This is a genomic window from Bacteroides mucinivorans (genome assembly GCF_034654355.2).
GTDB lineage: Bacteria > Bacteroidota > Bacteroidia > Bacteroidales > Bacteroidaceae > Bacteroides > Bacteroides nordii.
Map to the genome: position 1 here is coordinate 1,358,606 of NZ_CP178179.1, position 23,663 is coordinate 1,382,268.

At 41.3% G+C, this 23,663-nt stretch carries 7 protein-coding genes; 2 read left to right on the forward strand and 5 right to left on the reverse strand.

Features of this window, described 5'->3' with window-relative positions:
• Positions 1–163 precede the first annotated feature (163 nt).
• The 5 genes from VCM39_RS04745 to VCM39_RS04765 all read right to left on the reverse strand — a co-directional run bounded on the left by VCM39_RS04745 (position 164) and on the right by VCM39_RS04765 (position 17,175).
• The gene (locus tag VCM39_RS04745) at positions 164–5,500 is read right to left on the reverse strand and encodes an FG-GAP-like repeat-containing protein (RefSeq protein WP_322933139.1); all 5,337 of its coding nucleotides are present in this window, start codon (positions 5,498–5,500) and stop codon (positions 164–166) included.
• A 12-nt stretch (positions 5,501–5,512) separates the two neighbouring features.
• Positions 5,513–7,504 carry an alpha-galactosidase gene (locus VCM39_RS04750; RefSeq protein ID WP_221649557.1) on the reverse strand — a complete coding sequence of 664 codons (1,992 nt, stop codon included), beginning with the start codon at positions 7,502–7,504 and terminating at the stop codon, positions 5,513–5,515.
• Positions 7,505–7,616: 112 nt separating this feature from the next.
• Complete coding sequence (locus VCM39_RS04755) at positions 7,617–10,085, reverse strand: glycosyl hydrolase family 95 catalytic domain-containing protein (protein ID WP_322933138.1); 2,469 nt, start codon at positions 10,083–10,085, stop codon at positions 7,617–7,619.
• A gap of 101 nt (positions 10,086–10,186) precedes the next feature.
• Positions 10,187–12,217, reverse strand: coding sequence for a VCBS repeat-containing protein (locus VCM39_RS04760; protein ID WP_322933137.1), 2,031 nt, complete (start codon positions 12,215–12,217; stop codon positions 10,187–10,189).
• 908 nt (positions 12,218–13,125) lie between these two features.
• Positions 13,126–17,175 carry a two-component regulator propeller domain-containing protein gene (locus tag VCM39_RS04765; protein ID WP_322933136.1) on the reverse strand — a complete coding sequence of 1,350 codons (4,050 nt, stop codon included), beginning with the start codon at positions 17,173–17,175 and terminating at the stop codon, positions 13,126–13,128.
• A 538-nt stretch (positions 17,176–17,713) separates the two neighbouring features.
• On the opposite strand from VCM39_RS04765, the gene VCM39_RS04770 reads away from it, so the two are divergent.
• Positions 17,714–20,314, forward strand: a complete 2,601-nt coding sequence (locus VCM39_RS04770; protein ID WP_322933135.1) for a fasciclin domain-containing protein — start codon at positions 17,714–17,716, stop codon at positions 20,312–20,314.
• 24 nt (positions 20,315–20,338) lie between these two features.
• Positions 20,339–23,653, forward strand: coding sequence for a SusC/RagA family TonB-linked outer membrane protein (locus VCM39_RS04775; RefSeq protein ID WP_289293143.1), 3,315 nt, complete (start codon positions 20,339–20,341; stop codon positions 23,651–23,653).
• Positions 23,654–23,663: the final 10 nt, after the last annotated feature.

Consider the following 23,663-nt stretch of genomic DNA (forward strand, 5'->3'; position numbering starts at 1 on the left):
TGCGGATTAACACAGATAAACACAGATTAAAAGACTGTATTTCTTTATCTTATATTTGTTTCCCTTTGCGAAAATCTGCGTTTCAATAAAGATTTAAACTCTGTGGAACTCCGTGTTACTCTGTGGTGAAATACCGATCCCGATATAAAAAACGAATTCTTAATTAATGAATCGTTACTTTCACCGTAGATGCTTCGTTATTGCCATAGGATAGGCGAACAATATAGACGCCTTGTTCCAAAACAGCAGAAGATTGTTGGGCAGCCGTAGCGCATACACCGGCTGACATCATCAAGCCGTTGGCAGACAAGATGGTATACTCTACCGGTTCTTGCCCGTTGTTCTTGATGGTAATCTGTCGTTGAGCGTTGGCATAGGCTTCTACCCCGTCAAAGGCAATTGAGTGGATGCCTGTGATAATATCTTCGCTGATGCTGGCAAACTGACTTCCCAGGTCCGCCTGGTCTACTGCCTGCACGCCGAAAGTATACTTTCCGCTTGCCAGTCCGTTCAGTTCAAAACGGTTGGTCTGGATCAATGGAATCAGGTTCCGGACTTTCAATACTCCGGTTTGAACATCTGTCGGTGCATAGGCATATACAGTGTTGTCGGCATTGTTTTTTACGTACACATTGTAGCGAAGTGCCTCTTGCGGCGTATGGTCGTCTGTTGCTTTGCTCCATGTCAGGATCACTTTGCCGTCCACCGACTCCACTTTCAGATTGGTTGGAACTGCAGGCGCTGCGTTTGCCTGAATATGACTCTTGCTCAGATCATTGAAAGCATACGCGTTTTTCCAGTCATTCTGCCAGCCGAAAGAAGCTACATCCAATGTACCGTCTCCATTGATGTCCACCAGGTTGATGGCTCCGCATCTTTCTGTTATTTCCGACGGAACACCGCCTAAGGCAAATGTATTGTCTCCGTAATTATAGAAAACACGGGTTACAATGCCTTCTCCGGTCACAATCAAATCCATGAAACCATCGTTATTGATGTCTCCTGCCGTAGACTGAACACATTTACCGTTGATAAGGTCGGCACCCTTGACTTTGATAAAATTACCGCTTTTATCGTTCAGGTACAGAGTGGCGCTTGTTTCGTTCACTTCCACAATATCTGAATAACCGTCGCCGTTGACGTCTACCAACGCTGCATCAGAGAATGGCTTCGGAACAAATCCGTCCATGGCTACCTGCTTGAAAGTACCGTCTTGATTGTTGATGTAAAGGTAACCTACATCTTCGGCTGAAGGCAGAAACGCGCGTCCCTGGTTGTAAATGTCGAGATAACCGTCGCCGTTGACATCACCTACGTGCACGGAACCCTGTGTGATGTGTCTGAACTCTCCTCCGTCAACCACCGTCGTCTGGCGTACAAATCCTTTTCCTTCCATGTTTTTGTAGAGGGTAGTGGCAGAAGTTCCGGTAGCTTTGTTATACGGTACATCGCTGGAAACAAGAAGGTCCGTCCAACCGTCATTGTCGTAATCAAAAGCAATCAGTCCGCGTCCGCTGTGTTCGTCTTTCAAGAAATAGTGTTTTAGGAATCCGGCAGCGAGTGTTGTGTTTTTTACATAGGCATACTGATTCTCCGCACCCGTATTTTCAAGAATGAGAGGCAGGCTGGTTCCGCTCGAACCTTTTCCCATCACCACGATGTCCAGGTCGTTGTCATTGTCGTAGTCTATAAAGATAGCTTTCGACCGGGACATTGCTGCCAAGGCGGCATTGTCGCTCTGAACTCTTTTGAACTTCCCGTCTTGAGTCTGCTCATAGAGTGCCAGCGTGCCGGAATCTCTACCTCCTGTGATGAGCATGTCTACTCGTCCGTCGTTGTTGAAGTCACCCCAAATGGCATCTCCCGACTCTAAATAGTGGGGGAACGTACCACCTACTGTCCAAACTACCTCTTCCACCTTCAACGCGGGGTATTTAACGGTAAGGAATTCGCTGGCAACGTCTGCCTGGTCAACAGACTGTACACCGAACGTGTATTTACCATCCGGCAGGTTCCATTCAAATGAGTTCTGATTGATCAGGGTTGTGATGGCTCCTCCTGTCTTCAGCTTGCCGGTAGTGAAATCTGCCGGAGAATAGAAGTATACAATGCCGCTGTTCTCATCTTTGGCATAGACGTTATAACGAATGGCATTGCTCGGAGTGATGGCATCTGCCGCAGGTTCCCAAGCCAGTGTAAACTTTCCATCGGTATAGGTTACGGTCAGGCCAGCCGGAACTCGGGGAGCAATGTTTGCCGGGAGGGTGTTTTGAGACAGGTCATTCAGCACATAAGCACTTGTAAAGCCGTCACCATAACCAAAGTTAGAGAGATCTAAGGTCCGGTCGCCGTTGATGTCTACCAAGTTTAAGTTACCTGAGCGGGCAGTCACCTCTTTGGGCACATCCACGCCTTTGAACGTGTTGTTGCCGTTGTTGTAGTAGATCTTGGTCATGATGTTGAAACCGGAAACCACCAGGTCTGTCCGTCCGTCATTGTTCACATCGCCGGCGGTAATGCTTGTGGCTCCGCTTTTCGTCAAACCGGTCACCGTTTCATCGTATTTGGTGAACGTATTGTCCTGGTTGTTGATAAACAGATTGGCAGCGTTGCTGTTTATTTCGACAAAGTCATCGTATCCGTCTCCGTTGATGTCAGCAAAGACCGTCTCTGCTGCCTGTGAAGCAGTAAAGAGCTGAGAAAGTGCTTCCGAACGGGAGAAAGTACCGTTCTTCTGATTCAGATACAGGTCTGCGTAGAAATCACCGTTCCATCCCTGAACGAAGACATCGGCATATCCGTCATGATTTGCATCGCCCACGTGGACCGATCCTCCACTCACTGCCCGGAAGTCATTACCGTCCACCACATTGGGCATCCGTTCAAATTTCCCCTGGTTGTTACGGAAAAGAGCGGTTACGCTGCTCCCATCGGTTGTTACTCCTGTCAGGATCAGATCCTGCCAGCCGTCGTTATTGTAGTCGAATACTTGCAGGAAGCGTCCCGGGCGATCATTATCACCAGCATTGCCGGAGGTGACGCCCATCAGCTCTGCACTGCGTTCCGTATCTTCCGAGAAGGTGTATTCGGGTGCACCGTTGTTCCGGTATACATGCGTTACGATTTTCCGGTTACCGGAAACCTCGTTGGTTCTTCCGGAGATGATCAGATCGAGATTGCCGTCGTTGTCATAATCAATAGCAGCGGCAGAAGCCCAGTTCAAGGCGGGCAGGGTAGTGGCTTGCAGGGTAAAACCAGCACCACCGTCATTCATATACAGCCCGATGTTACCACCGCCTTGTCCGGCGATGTAGAAGGCATCTTTATAACCGTCATTGTTGAAGTCTCCCCAGATGAATCGTCCGTCGATCACCCAATCGGCAGGAAAACTGCCACCTGACTTCCAGACAGCTTCTTTCAGAACCTGTGGAGTGGGGTTCTTGGGATAGATCTTGAATAGCTTCACATCTCTTGTGGGTATACTTTCAGTCCAGTTACCGGTCTTTATCGATTCCTTATTACCCCACAATTCGCGAACGACGTATTCCGTACCCTGCTCTAAGCCCAGGCGATCGAAATCCATCGCCCGGTTGATCATTGTGCCATAATTAAATGTAGCCACATACATGGTGTCTGCCACAGTGGCATAGAAGCTACGGGCAGCATCCTGGTTTCCTCCGGCCGGAGCAGAATCCACCGGACGGAAAGCTTTGCACTGACTTGCAATTCTTATGATCTCGGGGTTAGTGAGGAGTTTCTTTGCACGTGCTTTGGCGGTGATTACAGCGGCATTGGAATTGTCGCTGAAGTCATCTCCCAATATAAAGATACCCGTAAGGATGGAGGAGGTGATGCGCGAACGGTTTTCGGCTTCCGAATAACCCTTGATCACTACATGGTCAGCATCGTTATACTGATAAACGTGGTCGAGCCACCAGCCGTAGCTCAAGCAGTTCAACACGTATTTAGTGTTGTTAATATCGCCCCATGCGTCACAACTGATGCGACGGCTCTGTGCATACTGGGCAGGGAAAATGGGTGCAATGGACAGATTGACGTAGATTCTTCCGGCGGCATATTTGTATATCTCCTGCATGCCTTTGTTGTAAGCCTGTATACCGGTGTGTACGCTCTTATCGTAATAACTGTCTGCTTCTACCGCACCATGAGACATAAAGTCGATCTTTACATAGCTAAACCCTTTGGCTATATGGCTTTCAATGGCGTTCTTTATGCCAGAAAGTACTGAAGGGTGGGTGGGGTCGAGTGCATAAGCACCGTCGAAGCGGATGTATTCTCCATTGGCTTTCAGGCAAACATCATATGGATCGTCTCCCCAGGAAACGAACGTATTCATGTATCCTCCCACCTTTTGTCCTCTCGCTTTGCATTCGCTGATGAAAGCTTCCATCTTTCCTTCGTCGTCCAGCTTTCCGCCGCCGGCATCCAGTCCGATATACACATCATTCGCTCCGTTGGAGAACTCTTTCAGTTCATTCTTGATGAAAGCGGCCGTCTCAGATGCATTCTGATAGTTTACATCTCCTTGCAGCACTCCCCAGCTGTTCCAGCCGAAAGGTTTGTTACCGTCCCAGACGGCTTTGGGAGCAACAATAGCGTTTACATCCCCAAAGGTTTCCATACCTTGGCGCCAATCGGCAAAGTAACCGATGAATACTTTAGGCGATTTGATGATCTTACCTCTCAGCTTTCCGTGAGGGGTAGGGGTATTGGTCTTGTTATTATTGAACCCTTTGTCCGTGTACTTGTCTCCGCTGTTTTTATAATACGTGTCACGGGTAAATTCGGAGGTTATTCCGCCGTATACTTCCAGATTGGTAACCTCGTTGCTGTTCCTTGTATATGCCACCACCCCTGTCTTCCAGTCGGTGTGCTCTACCGAGCCGAGAATCAGTCCCTGCCGCGTGTCGTCATTGTAGAGTCCGCCCACTTCATAGCTCGTAGAAGACTCAGCTGTCTCTTCGGAGTTGAAGTTATAGGAGCCGAAGCGTACAAAACCATCGTTGTCAAAAGGAACAAACAAGGCTCTGTTTTTATTGGCAGGCAGGAAGCTGACTTCAGTCGTGCTTCGTACGGGTGCCATATAATTGGATGCTAATTCCTGATCGGATGCGATACTGAACTCTGTCAGTATATAGTCATTGTATAAGTAATAATCCTGAGTGACCGTAATACCATCGGTTGTGTTGGCCGTAACGGTTACTCTTTTCCCTGTGCCGAATGGGTCGGCTATCTCTGCCGTCTGAATCGCATATCCACTCAGTTGGTCTTGGAAATACTCTTTATCTCCGTTTTTGAATGCACAACTACTCTCATTGACTACGAGCGTGTTATTGTGGTATACATTTACTTTGGCATTGTTTTCGTTGATGTCGATTCGCCATTTCCCTACCGTTACATCTGCGGCGCAAACCGGATGAGTTGGGAAACAGAGAAATGACAGACAGCAAACAGCTGTTAATAAGAATTTGGTTCTCATGCTATTGGGGTTTTATTGAATTCTGATTAGTTTCACATCTTTTCCCGGAATGGTAATGGCTTTACTCAAGTCAATCTCTGCTCCACTCCAAAGTTCTTTGGCGTTAAGAGTCTCTGAAGGATTGAGACCTATTCTTTCGAGCGGTACATTCACGCTCATTTCTTCTTCTCCGTAATTGAACACTACATAGTAAAGTGTGTTATTATCCTGTCTTATGAATTGATTCTCGGAATTAGTTCCAATGCCCTCTATCGGACGGAAGGATACACCGTTGGCAATGAGATTGACGTCTTCGTTCGTCAGATATTTAGTTGCACGTTCCTTACCTTCTTTTGAGCCGCCTTCGCTAAAGTCGTCACCTGCAATGTAGAGTCCGGTGATGACTGCTGAGGTGATTCTTGCACGATTTTCTCCCTCGGTGGCATCCTTCAACACCACGTGGTCGGCATCATTATATTGGTAAACACGGTCAATCCACCATCCGTACGAAACGGCATTCATGGTATATTCCGTATCTTTTATCTTGTTCCAGGCATCGCAGGCAATACGTCTTGACTGGGCATACTGAGCTGGGAATATCGGTGAGATGGAAAGGTTGATATACATATCACCAAAGTACTTGTTCAGTAAAGCCATTCCGTAGTTATAGCCCTGTATACCTGTCTGTATTTCGGGGTTATACCAATGATCTGCTTCCATAGCTCCATGCGTCATGAAGTCCATCTTTACATATTCAAAACCACAACGGCGGAAGAGTTCGGATGTTTTCTTCATTTGTGCTTCTATTGCCGGATGGGTAGGGTCTACGGCATAAGCGCCGTCCAGTTCCTGTGGCTTGCCGTTTGCATACAAGTATACATCTTTATATTTGTATGCAGGTGCATCATGCAGTACGTTTTCAGCCTGTCGGCCCCAGTCAGTGAAAGGAGTCCAGTATACACCGGCAATCTGTCCGTTTGCTTTGCAACGGTTAACAAAAGCGGTCAGTTCTTGCTCTGAGAAACTGTTCCAACCGGAATCCAGCCCGATATATACGGTATTGTCTGCATTGCAGAAGTGGTTGTTTTGAAGATTGTTCTTAAAGAAGTCCGAAACTTCCAATGCTTTGGGGTAAGTAAGCCCGAACTGCAATACTCCCCAGCTGTTCCAACCGCAGGGTACTGCTTTGTCCCATGCTTTGGGAGATGCTATCAGAGCATTGGCATCGGCATACTCTTCCAGTCCTGTGCGCCAATCGTCAAAAAGTCCGAATAAAACTAACGGTGATTTAATGCTTTTACCCTTTAGGGCACCGTGTGGCTTGGAGTCGCGTGTCAATTCGTCGGCAGCACCTCCATAGCAGATCAATGATTTTAAATTGTTGGCGTCTCCGGATTGCATTTCGATGGCTGTTTTCCAGTTGTCGTGCTCTATAGAACCTACAACGAAGCCTTTTCTACTCTCATTATTGAAAACAGCTGTGACTTCGTAACTGGTTAGCTTATCAAAGGTGAGTGGATGCGACTGGTAGCGTACCCATTTGTCGTTATCGAAAGGAATGAACAGAGCTCTATTGGTTCCCTTATCCAATAGCTGCGGCATTTCATCTATGTTAATTGGGGCCATAAGGTTTGATTCCACTTCGGCTGATTCGCCGTTCAGTGTGAACTCCGTCAGGAAGTAGTTTTTACCGGGGATGGGGTAAAATTGTTGTTCCAGTTGTGGCAGATCTTTTCCGGTGTAAGTGATCTTGACTACCGGTATTTGCCCGAAAGCATTTTCCACTTTCTCTGTGGTCATCCGGACTTTGGTGTAATCTTTAGACGTAATTGTATCGCCATCGTACAGGAAGGAGGCGTACAAGCCGTTCAGGGAATAGTTGTCGCCAGCTTTAATATCAATGGTATTACTTTGCTTGTTGTATTCAAAAGTCCACTGATCCAGATTGATTTTCGTGTTGCTGCAAGAAGACAGGCAACCAACCACGAGAAAGTTTAGAAAGAGATATTTAATAAAGCTTTTCATGTTGTGAAGATTGTTTTATTGCGAGACTGTTGTAATCAGCCTCTTGTTTATACTAATTGAAAATTGACTATTGATAGCTCTTCCTCTTGAAAGGAAGATATTCATAATTGAGTTATTCGATTGCTGTCAGTACGAATTGTTCACCGGGATCTGTTTTGATTCGCAGTTTACTGCCCGACAATATCTCTTTTTTGTCTTTTCGTGACAATGATACTTTCTTTCCATCCCATGGGTTACAAATGACGCACATATTACCTTTTTCGCTGGTTATATTTATTTGGGTTACTTCTTTATTTTTCAAAGTAGCGTCGATCAGGAAAGCCCCTCTGGCACGTAAGGAAGTGAAGGCAGCATCTTTTTTCCAGTCCCAGTTGGGGAATAAAACAATCTCTCCGTTATAACTTTGCATCAGGCATTCATTGATTACCACCGGCAAGGCGAAATTTTCAAACCAGATGCCCATGTTTCCCATGTAAAAGTAATCGGTCTGGTCATTATAACGTCCTCCTATCTGCAATACAGCATCTGTTACCGTCTGATTCGGCAGTGTGGCATAGTTTACTTGGCGCTTGAATTTCTCTAAGTCCAGCAATCCCATGCGGGCTGCTTGTAGATTTACGAAAACAATGTCATTGCCGCCCTCATTTTGGTGGGCACGGTATGTGTTTTCTAAGCGGCGTTTTATATCTTCCGGGGCATTCATGCCATATTCTTCGCCGGGGAATACATGAGTCATATTAGCTGGGACATTATATACGATCTGGTCCGTTTCTCCCGGGACTGATACATATATTTCTCCATCTTCGGGCGATTGATAAGTGGGGTAGGCAGGCATACCGGACAAGATTTTATTTACTTGTCCGGCTAAATTCTTTTCTTGTTTCCCGATCTTTAATATCTGAATCGCTTCCAGATAGGCTTTGAATATGAATTTACTAAGAGCGATGTCTATTTGTGTGTCATAGTTGAATTTAAAATCCGGTTGTAACCCGTACAACTTAGGAGGGATCGAAGGAAAGATGTGATATTTGTGATCTCCCCATTGTTCTCCTTTGGCATCCGGACGGCTCATGTAGTCTACCAGGAACATGACAGCATCTTTCATGGGGATGAATGCTTTTTCCTTTAGAAAATCAGTATCGCCTGAGTAAAGATAGTGCCACCACAGGCCTTGTACCATCCATGGAGTCTCAAACACTTCCCATCCCCAATCAGGTACGGGATAGGGGTGCATAGTCATATCTACCGGGTAGGCGGAGTGTGGGAAAAAAGCTCCGCGCATGTTATAATACTCTTTTGCCCATGCACGACTTACGGGTAGCAGATGATGCACTAAGTCTACATAGGGTATGTTTTTGTCCAGATGATTACTGGAGTAGGTTACCCAAAACGGTTGTTGGGTGTTGTAATTTAAGTGATAATCGCCATGCCATGCAGTCCCTATATTACCATAGCTCCAATTGGCAAAGATGCCCGGACATGTGACACCGGCCTTGACTGAGCAATTGAGGAAATAGAGGTTTCTGTACCATATTTTTTCCAGATCGTTATCTGCCAGCGATACACCGGAGCACTTCCAGTATTCACTCCATTTCTGCATGCTGGCTTTTTCGGCAGCAATATAGCTGTTGGTAGTAATCTTTTCTTTTGGCAATGTGAATAGTGAAGTATCTTCTGCAAGTCCTTCTTTTAAAGATACCATTGCATAAAAAGGAGTTTCAGAAGTGTCCAGATAACGCTCCATGTCCGCCAGATCTTCTTTTATGCCTAATGTTGTTGTACGTTGTCCTTTTAGTAAGGACACGTTAGTGGTTAGATCCAAAGCAAAAGCTTTGTCTTTGGCGTGCCCTTTCTGTATATCATACAAATGTGGTTCAAGATAGGGCAAACGCTGGAAATAACCGAGAGACTTTTCTTGTTCCCGAATTTGGTAATGGGGGATGTCATTGGGAGTAGGCGGATCGGCTATGAGGCGGATGCGATTAAAACAAGAGGGTATGGGATTTCCTTGATCGTCTGTTAATGACAACCATACCTGATCTTTATTCATGTCGGTGAATATCCTTAGTGCTATCTTTTTGTCGTCTTTCAGTAACTGGACGGTACACAATCCGTTGGCAATATCGAGTGTGTGTCCTAATAATTCCACTTCACGCCGGTCAAATCCCAATAATAGTGTGCCACAAGGGAAAGGGCGTGGATAGGGCTTTTGGTAGTTCTCAGCTGTCAGTTTCAGATATTCCGAGAATTCGCTACTGTGATAAATAGAGGGTAAGCCGGTGAGAGTTGTTTGGGCTTTGGTGAAAATTTCGTCGAAAGTACCTATCTTCTCTTTGTTGTTTTCGGCAATGCGTATGTCCCAGACGTTATTATGACCGAAGTGCAGACAAATGGCATCGGGACGGGTTGTTACTACTACTCCCAAGGCACCGTTTCCTAACAAAGCTCCTTCAAAGAAACCGGGAACGGGTTTGTCTGCAATAATAGGATGCTTAGCAGCTATTTTCTGTGAGTCGATGGCATGTGTAGAGATGCTTATTAAAGATAAAATGCCGACTATCAGATAGTGTGTCTTTCTCATAATAATAGGTTTTAGAAACTGAAAAAAGGAACTGTCCCCAATATAGCTGAAATGAAACAGTTCCTTTTCTTATAATAATATCCTGAAAAATCTATTTTACCTTATTTACCTACTTTATAGGTGCGTCCTCCGGTTGTGATCAGATAGATACCGTTTGAAGAAACTGGAATCACGTTGTTTGCTTTATCTTTTGCTACTACTCTTCCAAGCATATCGGTTACTTCAACATCGAGGTCACTGTCTGCTCTTACGATAAAGCCTTCTTTAACTGTTTCGATGCGAACGTTGTTGGCTACTTCGCTCTGAGCAATACCGGTATCTTTACCAAGTAATTGAGTTGTGAAAGTACTTGCACCTTGTGCCTGATCGATGGCCTGTACACCAACGGTGTAGCTATAACCTTCGGAAGCATCTACTTTCACAGAATATGATTTCAATACGCTGCGTACACCTGTCTGATAGTCAGTAATCACTTTCAAACGTCCTGTCTCCGGATTGGCTGGGATAATCATTGAAATCTTTCCGGTATTGTTGTTTTTTACATAAACATTGTAGAACAACGCCTCTGCAGGAGTTACATCATCGGTAGCGTCGTCCCAAGTTACAGTCAACATACCCTTTTCGATTTTGGCGACAACATTGGTAGGAGCAGTAGGAGCTTGGTTCACGAAGTCGGATGTGTTTTTGAACATAGCAACTTCATTTGAAGCATTACCATCCACTCCGAATGCATCTAATTTACCGTCATTAGAGAAATCGGCAATAACAAGTCCACCCTGACGTTCGCCAGCGTTAAATACTTCTTTTACGCCTCCATAGTTGTATGTATTATTGTCACCTTGATAGATGATACCACTAAAATACCCTAAACTATTTGAATATCCCATAAGTGCGGCATCAAGTTTTCCGTCATGATTCATATCTGCAAAAGTACCAGTAGGTACTGCTCTTACCTGTACGAAACCTGAAGTTTCCATATCTACCGGGGTAAAGACAAGGTCACCTTCATTCATGTAGATTGTTCCTCCGCCGGGAGTTGGTGCACCATCACCCAACAAAATAAGATCCATTAGGCCGTCTCCATTCAAGTCTTCTACAAAAAGAGTGATATCATAACCTCCCTGAAAAGTATCATTATCAAACGGTGTCACATCCAAGAATGCAGTACCTTCTTCTATATTCTGATAGATTCGGATTTCTTTTCCGGACTCTCTAATGCTACCATCTTCATTGTCAGCATATCCGGTACAAAAGATATCCAGCCAACCGTCGTTGTCAATGTCTACAAAAGCAACGTCACCATGACTCATCGGTTTAAAATTACCATCCAAACCCTCTTCTCCGAAGGTTTCTGCTATTTTTTGTATAGTGAAAGTTCCGTCGCCACCATTGTTCTTGTAAAGTTCAACGAAGCGTCTTTTAAGGCGTTCCGGATCGTAGTTTGGATTTTCCGGGTCGTTACTCTGATCTTTGTTTTCACATCCCATGAGCAAAACGTCAACAAAGCCGTCTCTGTCATAATCGCCTATAGAGATACCTGTAAGATAATCTTCATTATGTGCTTGGTTGAGTCCGTGATTTTCTACTAATTTAAATTTGTAGCCGTTTTCCGGTCCCTGATTCTCAAGAAGCATTAAATATTCGGATTCATTGGTTAGGAAGTTGTGTTCTCCTTTTCCTCTTATAATAAGGTCCAGATTTCCGTCATTATTGAAATCAAGGAAACGGAAGAAGGACTTTGTACTTATCGGCAGATTGATAAGGTCTTCAACCGGAGTTCCCGGAGCGTCAGGATTATCCTCTGTTCCTGCTTCGTGTTTGGATTTTGCTGAAATAGTAAAATTGTCATTCCCGTCATTCTTTATTACAATGGCTGCACAAAACCATCCTCCGACATCAAACTTACCGCCTTCAACGTAATCTTTATGACTTTGTCCACCCATGATGATATCCATAAAATCATCATTGTTAAAGTCGCCTACGGCAGGGACGGTACGGTGAGTAAAAGGTAACATAGGATTATCTCCGTTACTGGACATTATTTTATCGAATGTTACTTGTGCTGATGCTCCGCAGGTCATTAATAGTGATAGAGCGACCGCACTTTTCTTTAAAGAGAAAATGTTCTTCATAATCTTTAATTTTAATTTTTGGTTAATAGTTCAAAAACTGATGCACAAATGTAGCGTAATAGTTCATTTAGACTGTCACTAAATGTATCGATAACTATAATAAATGTAGAAATTTTCGGCGTTTGAATATATTGTAGCCCGTTTTCTACATTTGTGTTATTAGGTGAGAGTTTTGTTGTATTCTGCCTTGTATTTGAAAAGTTAAATCTTCATGTAGGATATCAATAAAATGATTTTAGAGTAATGTTTCAATGGGTATGGAATATGAAATTAGCTAATATAGATATCTCTGTACGGCACGCTTTGGCAGCATGCAGAGTATGCCTTAGCTTCATGTCGCTGATGTGGAATTTTATATTGGTGATTTTTTTTGTAGTGCTGAATCGTACTGCTGACAATAGCTATATGATAGGAATTATATTCAGCATAATCTCAGAATTGTAGTTATTTCAGAAAATAAGATGACGCAAAAGGAGAGGTGAAGCAGAAGTTGGTGTGCTGAAAATATGATACAGATTTGTAATTGTGTAATATTTTGTAAATCAATGTGTTATAGTGTTTGTTTTTTCCTCTACGAGAAACGGGGCGATTCTCTACGACAATCGAGGCGTTTCTCGTAGAGGATCGAGACAATCTTCGTAGAGAAATGAAATAAAAGTCTGTAAGATTGACAATAGGTGTAAAAGATAAATAAAATAGTTTGAGTTTGTTGTAAGGAAAAAAGGAAATAGGGGTAAAGACATAAAGCAGCTTGTTCTATTATCAAAAATAAGCCTGATATAGATATCCGTTAAATACAATTTACTTTGTTTTTAAAGGCTAATATAAAACGGTAAATGAGCCACAACAGATAATTTATATCTTACTGTGGCTCATTCACCGTTTTATAACAAACTATACCTTTCTATTTAGCTTTTTCCTGCTTTGCTACTTTTGGCAAACTCTTTGGGTGTCATGCCAAATTGTTGGAAGAACATCTTACCGAAATAAGACGGAGAGTTAATTCCTACCATAAAGCAAACTTCTGCTATTTGATATTCACCTCCCTGTATCAGTTCCGCAGCCTTTTTCAGTCTGATTAGTTTGATAAACTCAATAGGGGAGAGTGAGGTTATCTGTTTTACTTTTCGATGGAGCCCTGAACGGCTCATATACAGGTTGTCAGCAAGATATTTCACATTTAGTTCCGGATTAGCAAGATCATGATTGATTATCTCAATAATTTTGTTTAGGAACTTCTCATCATTTTTACTCACTTTCATCTTCTGTACCGGGAAGAACGGTTTGTTCAGGAATGCTTTTTTTTCTTTTTCCCGGTTTTTAAGCAACATATTAATATGCTTATACAGATAGTTGAAAGCCGTAGGTTTTTCGATATATGCATCTGCACCTATCTCAAGACTTTTCATTTTACTATCCATATCCGTTTTGGCAGTAAGCAGAACAAAAGGTATCTGAGCAAGGTCTTCGTTTGATTTTACGTTCTGACACAGTTCCAGACCATCCATTTCGGGCATCATCAAATCACTCAGAATGATGTTAATGTACTTCTCGTTTAAGACTTTCAGTGCTTCAACCCCATTTGTTGCAATGTAGACATTGAAATATTTTTCCAAGCGTTCTGATAGATAGCTTCGAACCTCCGGTTCATCTTCAACTATCAGTATGCTGTTTTCTTTTATTTTCGGTTCTTCTTCTCCCAATTCTTCGTCTTCTTCAGTGTCGGAAATAACAGTTGGAGGAATATTCTGTTCGATGAAAGTTGTAGATTCATTATCCTCTTCCTGCTCCTTTTCCTCTGTATGTTGTCCGTCTGCATTGACGCTGATTGGAATAGATAAAATAAACGTGGTCAGGGAGGCAGTGGTATCAAGTATTAATTCGGCATTATTGAGTTTTGCCAGATTACTGGCAAGAGACAATCCTATTCCACTTCCGGGAATATTGGATACCTTTGTCGTACGGTAAAATGGTTCAAATATCTTTTTACTCAGATTGTCCGGAATAGGAGTACCGTCATTGATAACACGTATATGAGCGATATTATCATCTGTAGCATACAAGTCTACCTGAATTGTTTTGTTTGAGTATTTTAGTGCATTATTCATCAGATTGCTGATAATTTTAATGACTGATTCCTGATCTATGTTGGCTATCAATACATTATCAGTAATGTGAAGTGTAAGTTGTTTCTCTTTTTGCTCAAATGTGAGTTGGAACCGGTTTATGGTTTTAGTTACCAGATTGTTGAGATTGGTATTTGTGGGATTTAATATAAATTTGCGTTCATCTATTTTACGGAAATCGAGTAGCTGATTGATCAGATCGAGCAGACGTTTCACATTCTGTTCCATGATGCGCATATTTTTTCTGATAGCTGGCGGATCTATTTCCTCCTCTTCCAATATGGCCTCGAGCGGGCCATTGATTAGAATAAGAGGGGTTCGTATTTCATGTGCGATATCAGTAAAGAATTCTATTTTAGCATTATATATATCTTTTTCGCGTTGGTTGTCTGCCAGAATCTGTTTTTGGGCATACCGTTTTTTCTGTGTACGGTCATACAGATAAATAAAGGTAATAACCCCTATTAGAAAGAAGAGGATATAACAGTAGGTGGCTATTGTACTTTGCCACCAGGGGGCTTTGATAAATATTTTGATAGATGTTTCATTGTCCCCCCATTCACCCAGGCTATTGGTAGCCCTGACACGGAAAGAATAATCGCCTGGGCTAAGATTGGTATATGATACACTGCGGTTATCATTTGTGATAGTCCAGTCCTTATCGAAGTTCTCCAGTTTATAGGAATATTTATAATTACTTGATGAGGAATAACTGAGTGAAGCAAATTCAAAACCAATACTGTTCTGGTCGTGATTCAGATGGACTTCGTCTGTGTAAATGATACTGTTGGTAAGGGGAGAGCCTTTTTCGTTTACTTTTAATTCTTCGTTAAATATCAGTAACTTAGTAATATAAAGTGGAGCTGTGACGTGAGGGCGTTTAATATTGTTTGGATTTACGGCCATTAATCCGTTGATGGATCCGAAATATAATTTTCCGGACCGGGTTCTGATTCCCGATTTATAATTGAATTGATTGTTATTAATGCCATCTTTTTCGGTAAATACCTGGATTGCTTCCGTCTCGGGATTAAAACGCACCATGCCATGATTGGTACCAAACCATAGTAGGCCTTCATTATCTTCTATTATTTTGTAGGCAACGTCATCGGGTAATCCTTCGTTTTTGGAGTAAGACTTGAAACTATTTGTCTCTTTCATATATTTACATATGCCTCCACGGTCTGTTGAAAACCAAAGATTTCCTTTTCTATCTTCGGTAACGCTACTCACTGAGTTAGAACTTATGGTATTGGGATCTTCCTGCCTGTAAATATAATGCTCAACTATTTTATCTGTTGCTCTTAACTTAAACACTCCATTTCCCATCGTACAAACCCATATATTGCCTCTTGAATCTTCATATATGTCAAAAATGAAGTTGTATCCGAATTCATTGTGGCGTTCAAATTTCAGGTTATTCTTATCACTGGAGTAAACTCCCCATCCATTTCCTAACCAGATTGTTCCTTTTCTGTCCTGATATAATGCCCAGATACTTGATTCGTCAATACCCAATTGTTCGGGGCTGAGATGTTTTCGGGTTTTAGTTTTCAGATTGTGAATATCTATTCCGTTTTTGAATAGACCTACCCATATCTCGTCCTGATTCTCTATAATAGCCTGAGGAATAAACTGAGTACCTCCTGTCGGAGTGATTCTTTCAAAAGATTGCTTTTTAGGGTCAAAGACCGATATGCCGTTGTCTTCGGTACATACCCATATCTTTCCATTCTGATCTTCTTTCAGATCGCGTATAATTCTTCCGTCGATAGAATTTTTTTGTTGGCTGGGGAGATACCTGTCTATTGTCAGTGTTTGAGAAGGAATGTAATTTACTCCTCCGAATACAGTCCCGATCCATATTCCATTCTCATTATCCTGATACATAGCGTAAATTTTGTTGTCGGTCAGACTATTACCTATCATCGGATCACTACGGATTAATTCTATTTTGCCGGCATCTTCATCTATTATATAGATACCCTGTTCCGTACCTACCCATAATTCATTGTTGAATACCTTGACATCTCTGATAATTTTGTGGTGAACGTCGGCGGCATTAACTACAAAAAAAGTGTTATTGTTGTAATCGTATTTTTTTAATTCTCCCTCATGTACACCTAATATAATATAATCACCGTATTCGCAGGTACTGTATATCATGTCATTTTTGATGGATATACCATTCCTGTCTACGATATGTTGCTCGAATTTATCGGTTTTAGTATTGTAATGATACAATCCGTCTTTATTGGTGCCTACCCATATTTCACCGGATTTCAGGATTGTAATACACTGTGGGTGTTTAGAAGCCTGATTGCTTGCAATAATAAAAGGATAGTGTGACAGGCTATTGGCATCAATGTCAAATCTGAACACACCCTGATTAGGTATTATTATCCATATCCTTTGTTCTTTGTCTTCCGCTATCTGAGCTACCCAATCGGATATACCTATTCCGCTTTCTGTAGTGATGTTGAAATGTCTGAACTTTTCGGACAGGGGGTTATAGATATATATACCACGGTCTGTACCTACCCATATATTCTTGTTCTTATCTTCAAACAGGGCGGAGATGTTATTGTTACCGATACCTCTCTTTTCATCATAGCAATTGTATATTCTCACTTTCTTTCCATCAAAACGATTTAGGCCGTTTTTCGTTCCGAACCACATAAAACCTTTATCATCCTGAATGATTGTTTTAACATTGTTTTGAGACAGATTTTGAGCCGAAGTTACGTAGTAATTTTTGGCCAGCGTCTGACAATATACGTTCAGAAAGAGAATGTTGCAGATGAATAGTAATGAAATACGTATTTTATTCATTATATATGATTTAAGTTAACTCGATGTGTTAAGATATATTATATATTGATTATTAGTGTATTAGTTGGGCGTATACTGACGCGAAGCCTCAGGCATTAGTGTTTTTGAAGATAACGATTGGTAAACTTCCCTTGTAGAGGCTAATCCTAAAGGATGTTGCAAATATCGTGATTTATTTGACAGGTTGTATCTGTTTTCCGGTGAAAATTATGAATTTGCTTTGTTGGTAGTTATTTACTTTTGTAAACCCAATAATGAAATGTATAAATCAATATTACAAATGTATACAATTTAGGTGTAAATGTCCATTTTACCCCTAAAAAGGTGGGTGAGTGTACATTTCTTATAGTATATGGCGGCTTTTTGTTCTATTGGAGTTTTATTTCTTCCTACTTTTGTTCTGTGAAATTAATCTAATAATAATTTGTTTATATGAAAAATGCAACTTAGTAAGCCAACTTCTGTGAAGTCCATTTATGGATTCAGTATTTCGATATCCTTAGTTTATAATTGATAAACGTTTAATACTATAAAAGAAATGCATAACAAATTTAATCGAAAGCGATTCATAGCTTTATCGCTTTTTTGTGTGAGCTTATGTTATTTATGCCTTGTGTCGTGTAAAGACGACTATTATTATGATGAGAAAGAACCCGATTTCTTAAGAGGCAATATCTACGATTATTTGAATGAAAGTGGCGAATTCACTTATTTTGTTCGTCTGATCAATGACCTTAATTATAAGGATGTATTGCAAAAGACCGGAAGTAAAACTCTTTTCCCGGCAAAGGATGAAGCATTCAAGCGCTTTTTTGAAACAAACACGCAAGGCATTAGAGGTTACGAGATGCTTTCGATGCCGATGAAAAGAATGATCATGAACTCGAGCATGATCAATATGGCATATCTATCGGGTATGCTTTCCAACCTGACCGTGTCAGGTGAAGGGCCTGCGACAGGGCAGACTTTCCGAAAATTCAATGCAAGTACCTATCTTGACAGTATCGCATTTATTAAAGATCAAGGATTATTTGAGAACTCTTATTGGAATCGTTTCTCAGAGAAAGGAGGGATTTATCTGGTGGATGACGAAAGTTCGTCACCCTTAGTTTATTTTACACCAGAGCACATGATGGTACAGGGAGTGACCAAGGAAGATTTCTCTATATTGAATAATGGTAGAAACTATGAAGATGGAGATGTCTATGTAAATGGGGTAAAAATAATAGAGAAGGACATTATTTGTAAGAACGGGTATATACATGTTATGGAAGATGTGATACTTCCGGCAAAAAACATGTCGCAGTTGATTCGGGATAACGGTGAAACGAATCTGTTCAACCAATTACTAAACAAATTTAGTGCACCTTATTATGAAGAAAATGTTAATAAAGCGGTGCATAATTTTTATGACGGTTTTAGCAATGCCGTTCTTCCGAATGCAGATTCTATTTTTGTAAAACGTTATTTTACAGTAGAAAACCGACTGGATCCAGCAGAAAAGTGGATGGAAAGTTATGGCTTGTTGTACTATGATCCAAGTAATAATGTGTATAGTAGCGAAATGGATATGGGCGCTATGTTTGTACCCACGGACAAGGCTATGAATGAGTATATCAATAGTGATAAAGGGCGTTATTTGAAAGAGGCTTATGGAAGTTGGGAGGATATTCCGACTCCGATTCTTGCCCTGTTTCTGAAGAATCATCAAAAGAAGTCATTTATGAGTTCGTTGCCTCACGCATGGCCGAAGCTAACCGATGAATCGAGCTTTAAAATGGATATCTCTATTGACAATGTGAAAAAAACTTATCTGGGTTGTAACGGGGTAATTTACATATCCGATAAGGTGTTTCCACCGATTGATTATCAATGTGTATACGGACCTACTTTGACAAGTGACCACACGCAGATCATGAATTGGGCGATACAGGATGGAACTATGCGTTTCTTCTTATATCTGCGTTCCATCGAAAATATGTATAATCTGATTGTACCTACGGACGAGGCTTTACAAAACTACCGTGATCCGGTTGCTTGGGCAAAGGGAGTAAGCTATCGTGAAATATGGTCATTTAGATATGTACCTGCTGATAACATGGTGTTTGCCGATGTGTATAAAGCAGATGCAGCTGGAAATAAAACGGGAGCTATTTTGCGGACAGTAAAGAATCAAAATAGTATCATCAATCGTTTGAATGATATTCTTGATATGCACATCGTAGTGGGTAATAAGGATCAGAATGTAATGTCGGGTTATATTGATGACGGAAAGACGAATTATGCACTTACCAAAGGTGGCACTATGCTGAAGATCAGTGGAGAAGGGAAAAACTTACAGATACAGGGTGGCGGAGATATAGAAGTGAATGTAAAGCCTGCTTCGATTGTTATCAATGAAGTGACCGGAATGCCCAGCCGTTATGATTCTGATAACGGACGTACTTATTTTGTAGACCGTGTTTTGCAAGATCCTGTTAAATCAGTATATAACGTATTGGGTGAGCACAATGAATATAAAGCATTTTTTGACCTTTTGCAAGGGGATGACCGTGTATTCAATTATTTTAAGTCCGATAAAGACATTGTTCCGATTTTCGATATGAAGAAGACCTCCGGAAGTATAGGTTTGGGATATGTAGTGAATTCGTTCAATAATTTCCGTTATACTGTTTTTGTCCCAACCAAAGAAGCGTTGGAGAAAGCATTCAGAGAAGACCCTAACTTATTTGACTGGGATGAAATCTATGCTGAGGAAGATCATGACGAAAAGAAGAAAAAAACAATCTACCTATTGAATTTTCTCAAATATCACTTAATGGATAATCTGGCTTTTGTAGATGATAAGGCCCCTATGGTAAATATGAACTTTGAAACGGCTGCACGTAATCCGAGTGGTAAATTTCATAAGTTGACATTGAATACCCAAGGTGGCAGTTTAGAGATTAAGTGCCAGGCTACCACTTCAGACGGACAACCGTTGAAGGCTAAAGTGATAACAACTACTGAAGGAGTATACAATCTGATGGCTCGTGATTATATTGTCAATATTCCCAGTCTGTCTGGTGAGGAAACTTCAATCCTTGCTTCTTCACGTTCTGTTATTCATTTAATTGATACGGCATTAAGGTTTGAATAGTCAAAAAAACAATACTACTAAATTATGAATATTGATAATATAAAAAGCATATTGCTGGTTGTCTTTTCTTGCTTGTCAATGACTGTGGCATCACAATCTCAACAGCTGGTGATAACAGGAAATGTCTCTTCCGACCTGGAAGGGGAGATTATTGGTGCACACGTAACGGAGGTAGATGCCAACGGACGTATTGTAAATGCTACGATAACGGACTTTAGTGGAAACTTTTCACTTTCTATAAAGAGTGTGAACAACAAACTTAAGGTCAGTTTTGTGGGATACGATCCTGTCGAAGTTTCTATTAAGGATAAGCGCAGGTTTAATATAAAGATGAAGGAAAACGCAGTGCTTGATGAAGTTGTGGTAACAGCGAAAGCAATGCATTCGGACGGAACGCTGGCAATACCTAAACGGGAGGTATCGGGTGCGATGCAACATATCAGTATGCGTGATCTTGAAGATATGTCAGTAGCTTCTATTGATGACGCATTACAGGGACGTATTGCGGGATTTGATATATTGGGAAACTCCGGTGACTTGGGCTCCGGTTCGTCCATGCGTATTCGTGGTACTACTTCAATCAACTCAAAATCCGAACCATTAATCGTATTAAATGATATACCTTTCGAAAATAATGTGGATGACTCTTTTGATTATACATCGGCAGATCAGGAGCAATTTGCGAATTTGTTGAATATCAATCCGGATGACATCGAAGAGATTACTGTTTTGAAAGACGGTGCTTCTGCTGCTATCTGGGGGTCAAAGGGAGCTAATGGTGTAATTCTGATTAAAACGAAGAAGGGGGTTAAAGGTCCTACCCGGGTTCAGTATTCTTATCGTTTTTCCGGAGCCCAACAACCCCGGGGATTAAAAATGCTTAATGGAGACGACTATACAATGTTAATGAAACAGGCCTATTTTAATCCTTTTCAGGACGAGTATGCAGCAAATATTCCCGAATTTAACTACGATCCAACTTTTGCCGAATACCAGAATTTTAATAATAATACGGATTGGGTGAAAGCTATTACTCAATATGGATTCACACATGACCATTATGCAACCGTTTCCGGTGGTGGAGACAAAGCCACTTTCCGTGCATCTCTTGGATATTATTCCCAATCGGGAACTGTGATTAAGCAAAATCTGGAACGTTTCACGAATAGAATGTATCTGGAATATCAGGTTTCGGATCGTATAAAGTTTATTTCAGACTTTTCAATGACATACACTGATAATCATAAGAATTATGCTAATGATGTGGGTGATGGAGACAATAAGGAGAATTTGCTTAGTATGGCTTATCGTAAAATGCCTAACGTATCCATTTTCCAGCAAGATGCGAATGGAAATAATACAGATATCTATTATAATATACCACAATCGTCCTCTTTGGATAATTCTCAGAAGGATTTGATGAATCCGGTGGCGTTGGCAAATCTGGCATTCAATAATCAAAAGAATCTTTATATTGTACCTACTCTGCGTTTACAGTATGACATTATCAATCCGGAAAAAGCTCAATTGCGTTATAATGGATATGTATCTTTCAATATTGAGAATACGAAAGAGTCAAAGTTCCTCCCCAAAGAAGTAACGTCCAAATCATGGAATGATGAGACCGTGAATCGTGCTTATATGAAGGAGTCTGAAGGATTGTCTATTCAGAGTGAGCAGAAAATAACATGGATTCCTCGTTGGGGAGATAATCACTCTTTGTTGGTATCGGCTGTGTGGCAGATGAATTCCGGAAACTCACAGTATCAGGAATTTGAGAAATACGGATTACCTTCTAACTCTATAACAGATGCAACTTCCGTAGGTTTTGACAAAGCTTTTAATAGTGGAGCCGGACAATGGCGTTCGTTAGCAATAATGGGTAGAGCGCACTATACGTTTATGAACCGTTATACAATTGATGCAACGTTCCGTCGGGATGGTAGCACAAAGTTTGGTTCTAATAATCGCTGGGGAGATTTTCCAGCCGTATCGTTGAAATGGAACATGGCCGACGAATCATTTATGAAACCTCTGAGAGCTGTTATTGACGAATTAGGTATTCGTGGTGGTTGGGGTATTACCGGTAATCAGCCGGATAAAGAGTACCTGCACTTCAGTCGTTATAATAGTAGCTGGGGAGGTGGGAACAACAACTATATAAATATACCTACAGTGAAGCCGTCATCTATTGAATTGTCGGACCTTAAATGGGAAAAGGTAACCTCTTATAATCTGGGAATTGACTTGCACCTGTTTAATTCTAAGTTGGTATTCGATGGAAACATTTATAAGCGTAAGACGGAAGACCTGTTATTTAAGGATCTGGGTATACCAAGTTCTTCCGGATTCGGTTCACTGTCTTATGTCAATATCGGTGTGATGGACAACACGGGTTGGGAGTTGAGTATCTATACCAATAATCTGATTAAAACCAGAGATTGGAAGGTGGATTTTAATGTTAACTTCTCTAATAACAAAAATAAGATTGTAGAATTGTCACCGGCTGTGCTGAATGCATACAATAAAGATTTCAACTACGATAATGGTTCTTATTTGACACGTTTACAAGAAGGAAACTCGTTTGGTTCCATCTATGGATTCCGCTATAAAGGAGTTTATCAGTATGACAAGTATGAAGAGGGACGTGGCGGAACTGCTCCTGTGGTGAAAGATGCCAATGGAAATGTGGTAAAAGATGCGAATGGAAAACCACTTCCTATGTATTTTGACTATTTCAACTTAGGTAATAAGAGATACCAGTTCCGTGGCGGCGATGCTATTTATGAAGATATAAATCATGATGGAACCATTGATGAATTGGATATTGTTTATTTAGGAAACTCTAATCCGAAGTTAACCGGAGGTTTCGGTACGAATATCACCTTTAAGAATTTCTCTATCAGCGCATTTTTCAATTTCCGTTACGGAAACAAAATCGTGAACTATGCACGTATGGATGCGGAAAATATGCATTCTAATAATAACCAGTCCATTGCTGTAAACTGGCGCTGGCGTAAAGATGGTGATGTGACAGAAATGCCTCGTGCATTGTATAACTACGGTTATAACTACTTGGGAAGTGACCGTTTTGTAGAGGATGGTTCTTTCCTTCGATTTAAAACGTTGACCTTTAAGTATAATTTCAGTCCGAAATCATTAAGGCGCGTATTCCTCAACCAATTGTCTTTCTATCTGACTTTGAACAATTTGGTGACATTTACTAAATATACGGGTGTAGATCCGGAGGTAGGTATTGAGAGTTTTGGTCTTTGTGCGGACAGGAGCAAAACGCCTCGTTCTCAATATTTCACTTTTGGCGTTACTGTCGGATTTTAATAACAGGAGT

What these genes read in the sequence shown, in the direction of transcription:
- VCM39_RS04745 (WP_322933139.1), bottom strand. Translation starts at nt 5,500, where the DNA reads ATGAGAACCAAATTCTTATTAACAGCTGTTTGCTGTCTGTCATTTCTC.
- VCM39_RS04750 (WP_221649557.1), bottom strand. Translation starts at nt 7,504, where the DNA reads ATGAAAAGCTTTATTAAATATCTCTTTCTAAACTTTCTCGTGGTTGGT.
- VCM39_RS04755 (WP_322933138.1), bottom strand. Translation starts at nt 10,085, where the DNA reads ATGAGAAAGACACACTATCTGATAGTCGGCATTTTATCTTTAATAAGC.
- VCM39_RS04760 (WP_322933137.1), bottom strand. Translation starts at nt 12,217, where the DNA reads ATGAAGAACATTTTCTCTTTAAAGAAAAGTGCGGTCGCTCTATCACTA.
- VCM39_RS04765 (WP_322933136.1), bottom strand. Translation starts at nt 17,175, where the DNA reads ATGAATAAAATACGTATTTCATTACTATTCATCTGCAACATTCTCTTT.
- VCM39_RS04770 (WP_322933135.1), top strand. Translation starts at nt 17,714, where the DNA reads ATGCATAACAAATTTAATCGAAAGCGATTCATAGCTTTATCGCTTTTT.
- VCM39_RS04775 (WP_289293143.1), top strand. Translation starts at nt 20,339, where the DNA reads ATGAATATTGATAATATAAAAAGCATATTGCTGGTTGTCTTTTCTTGC.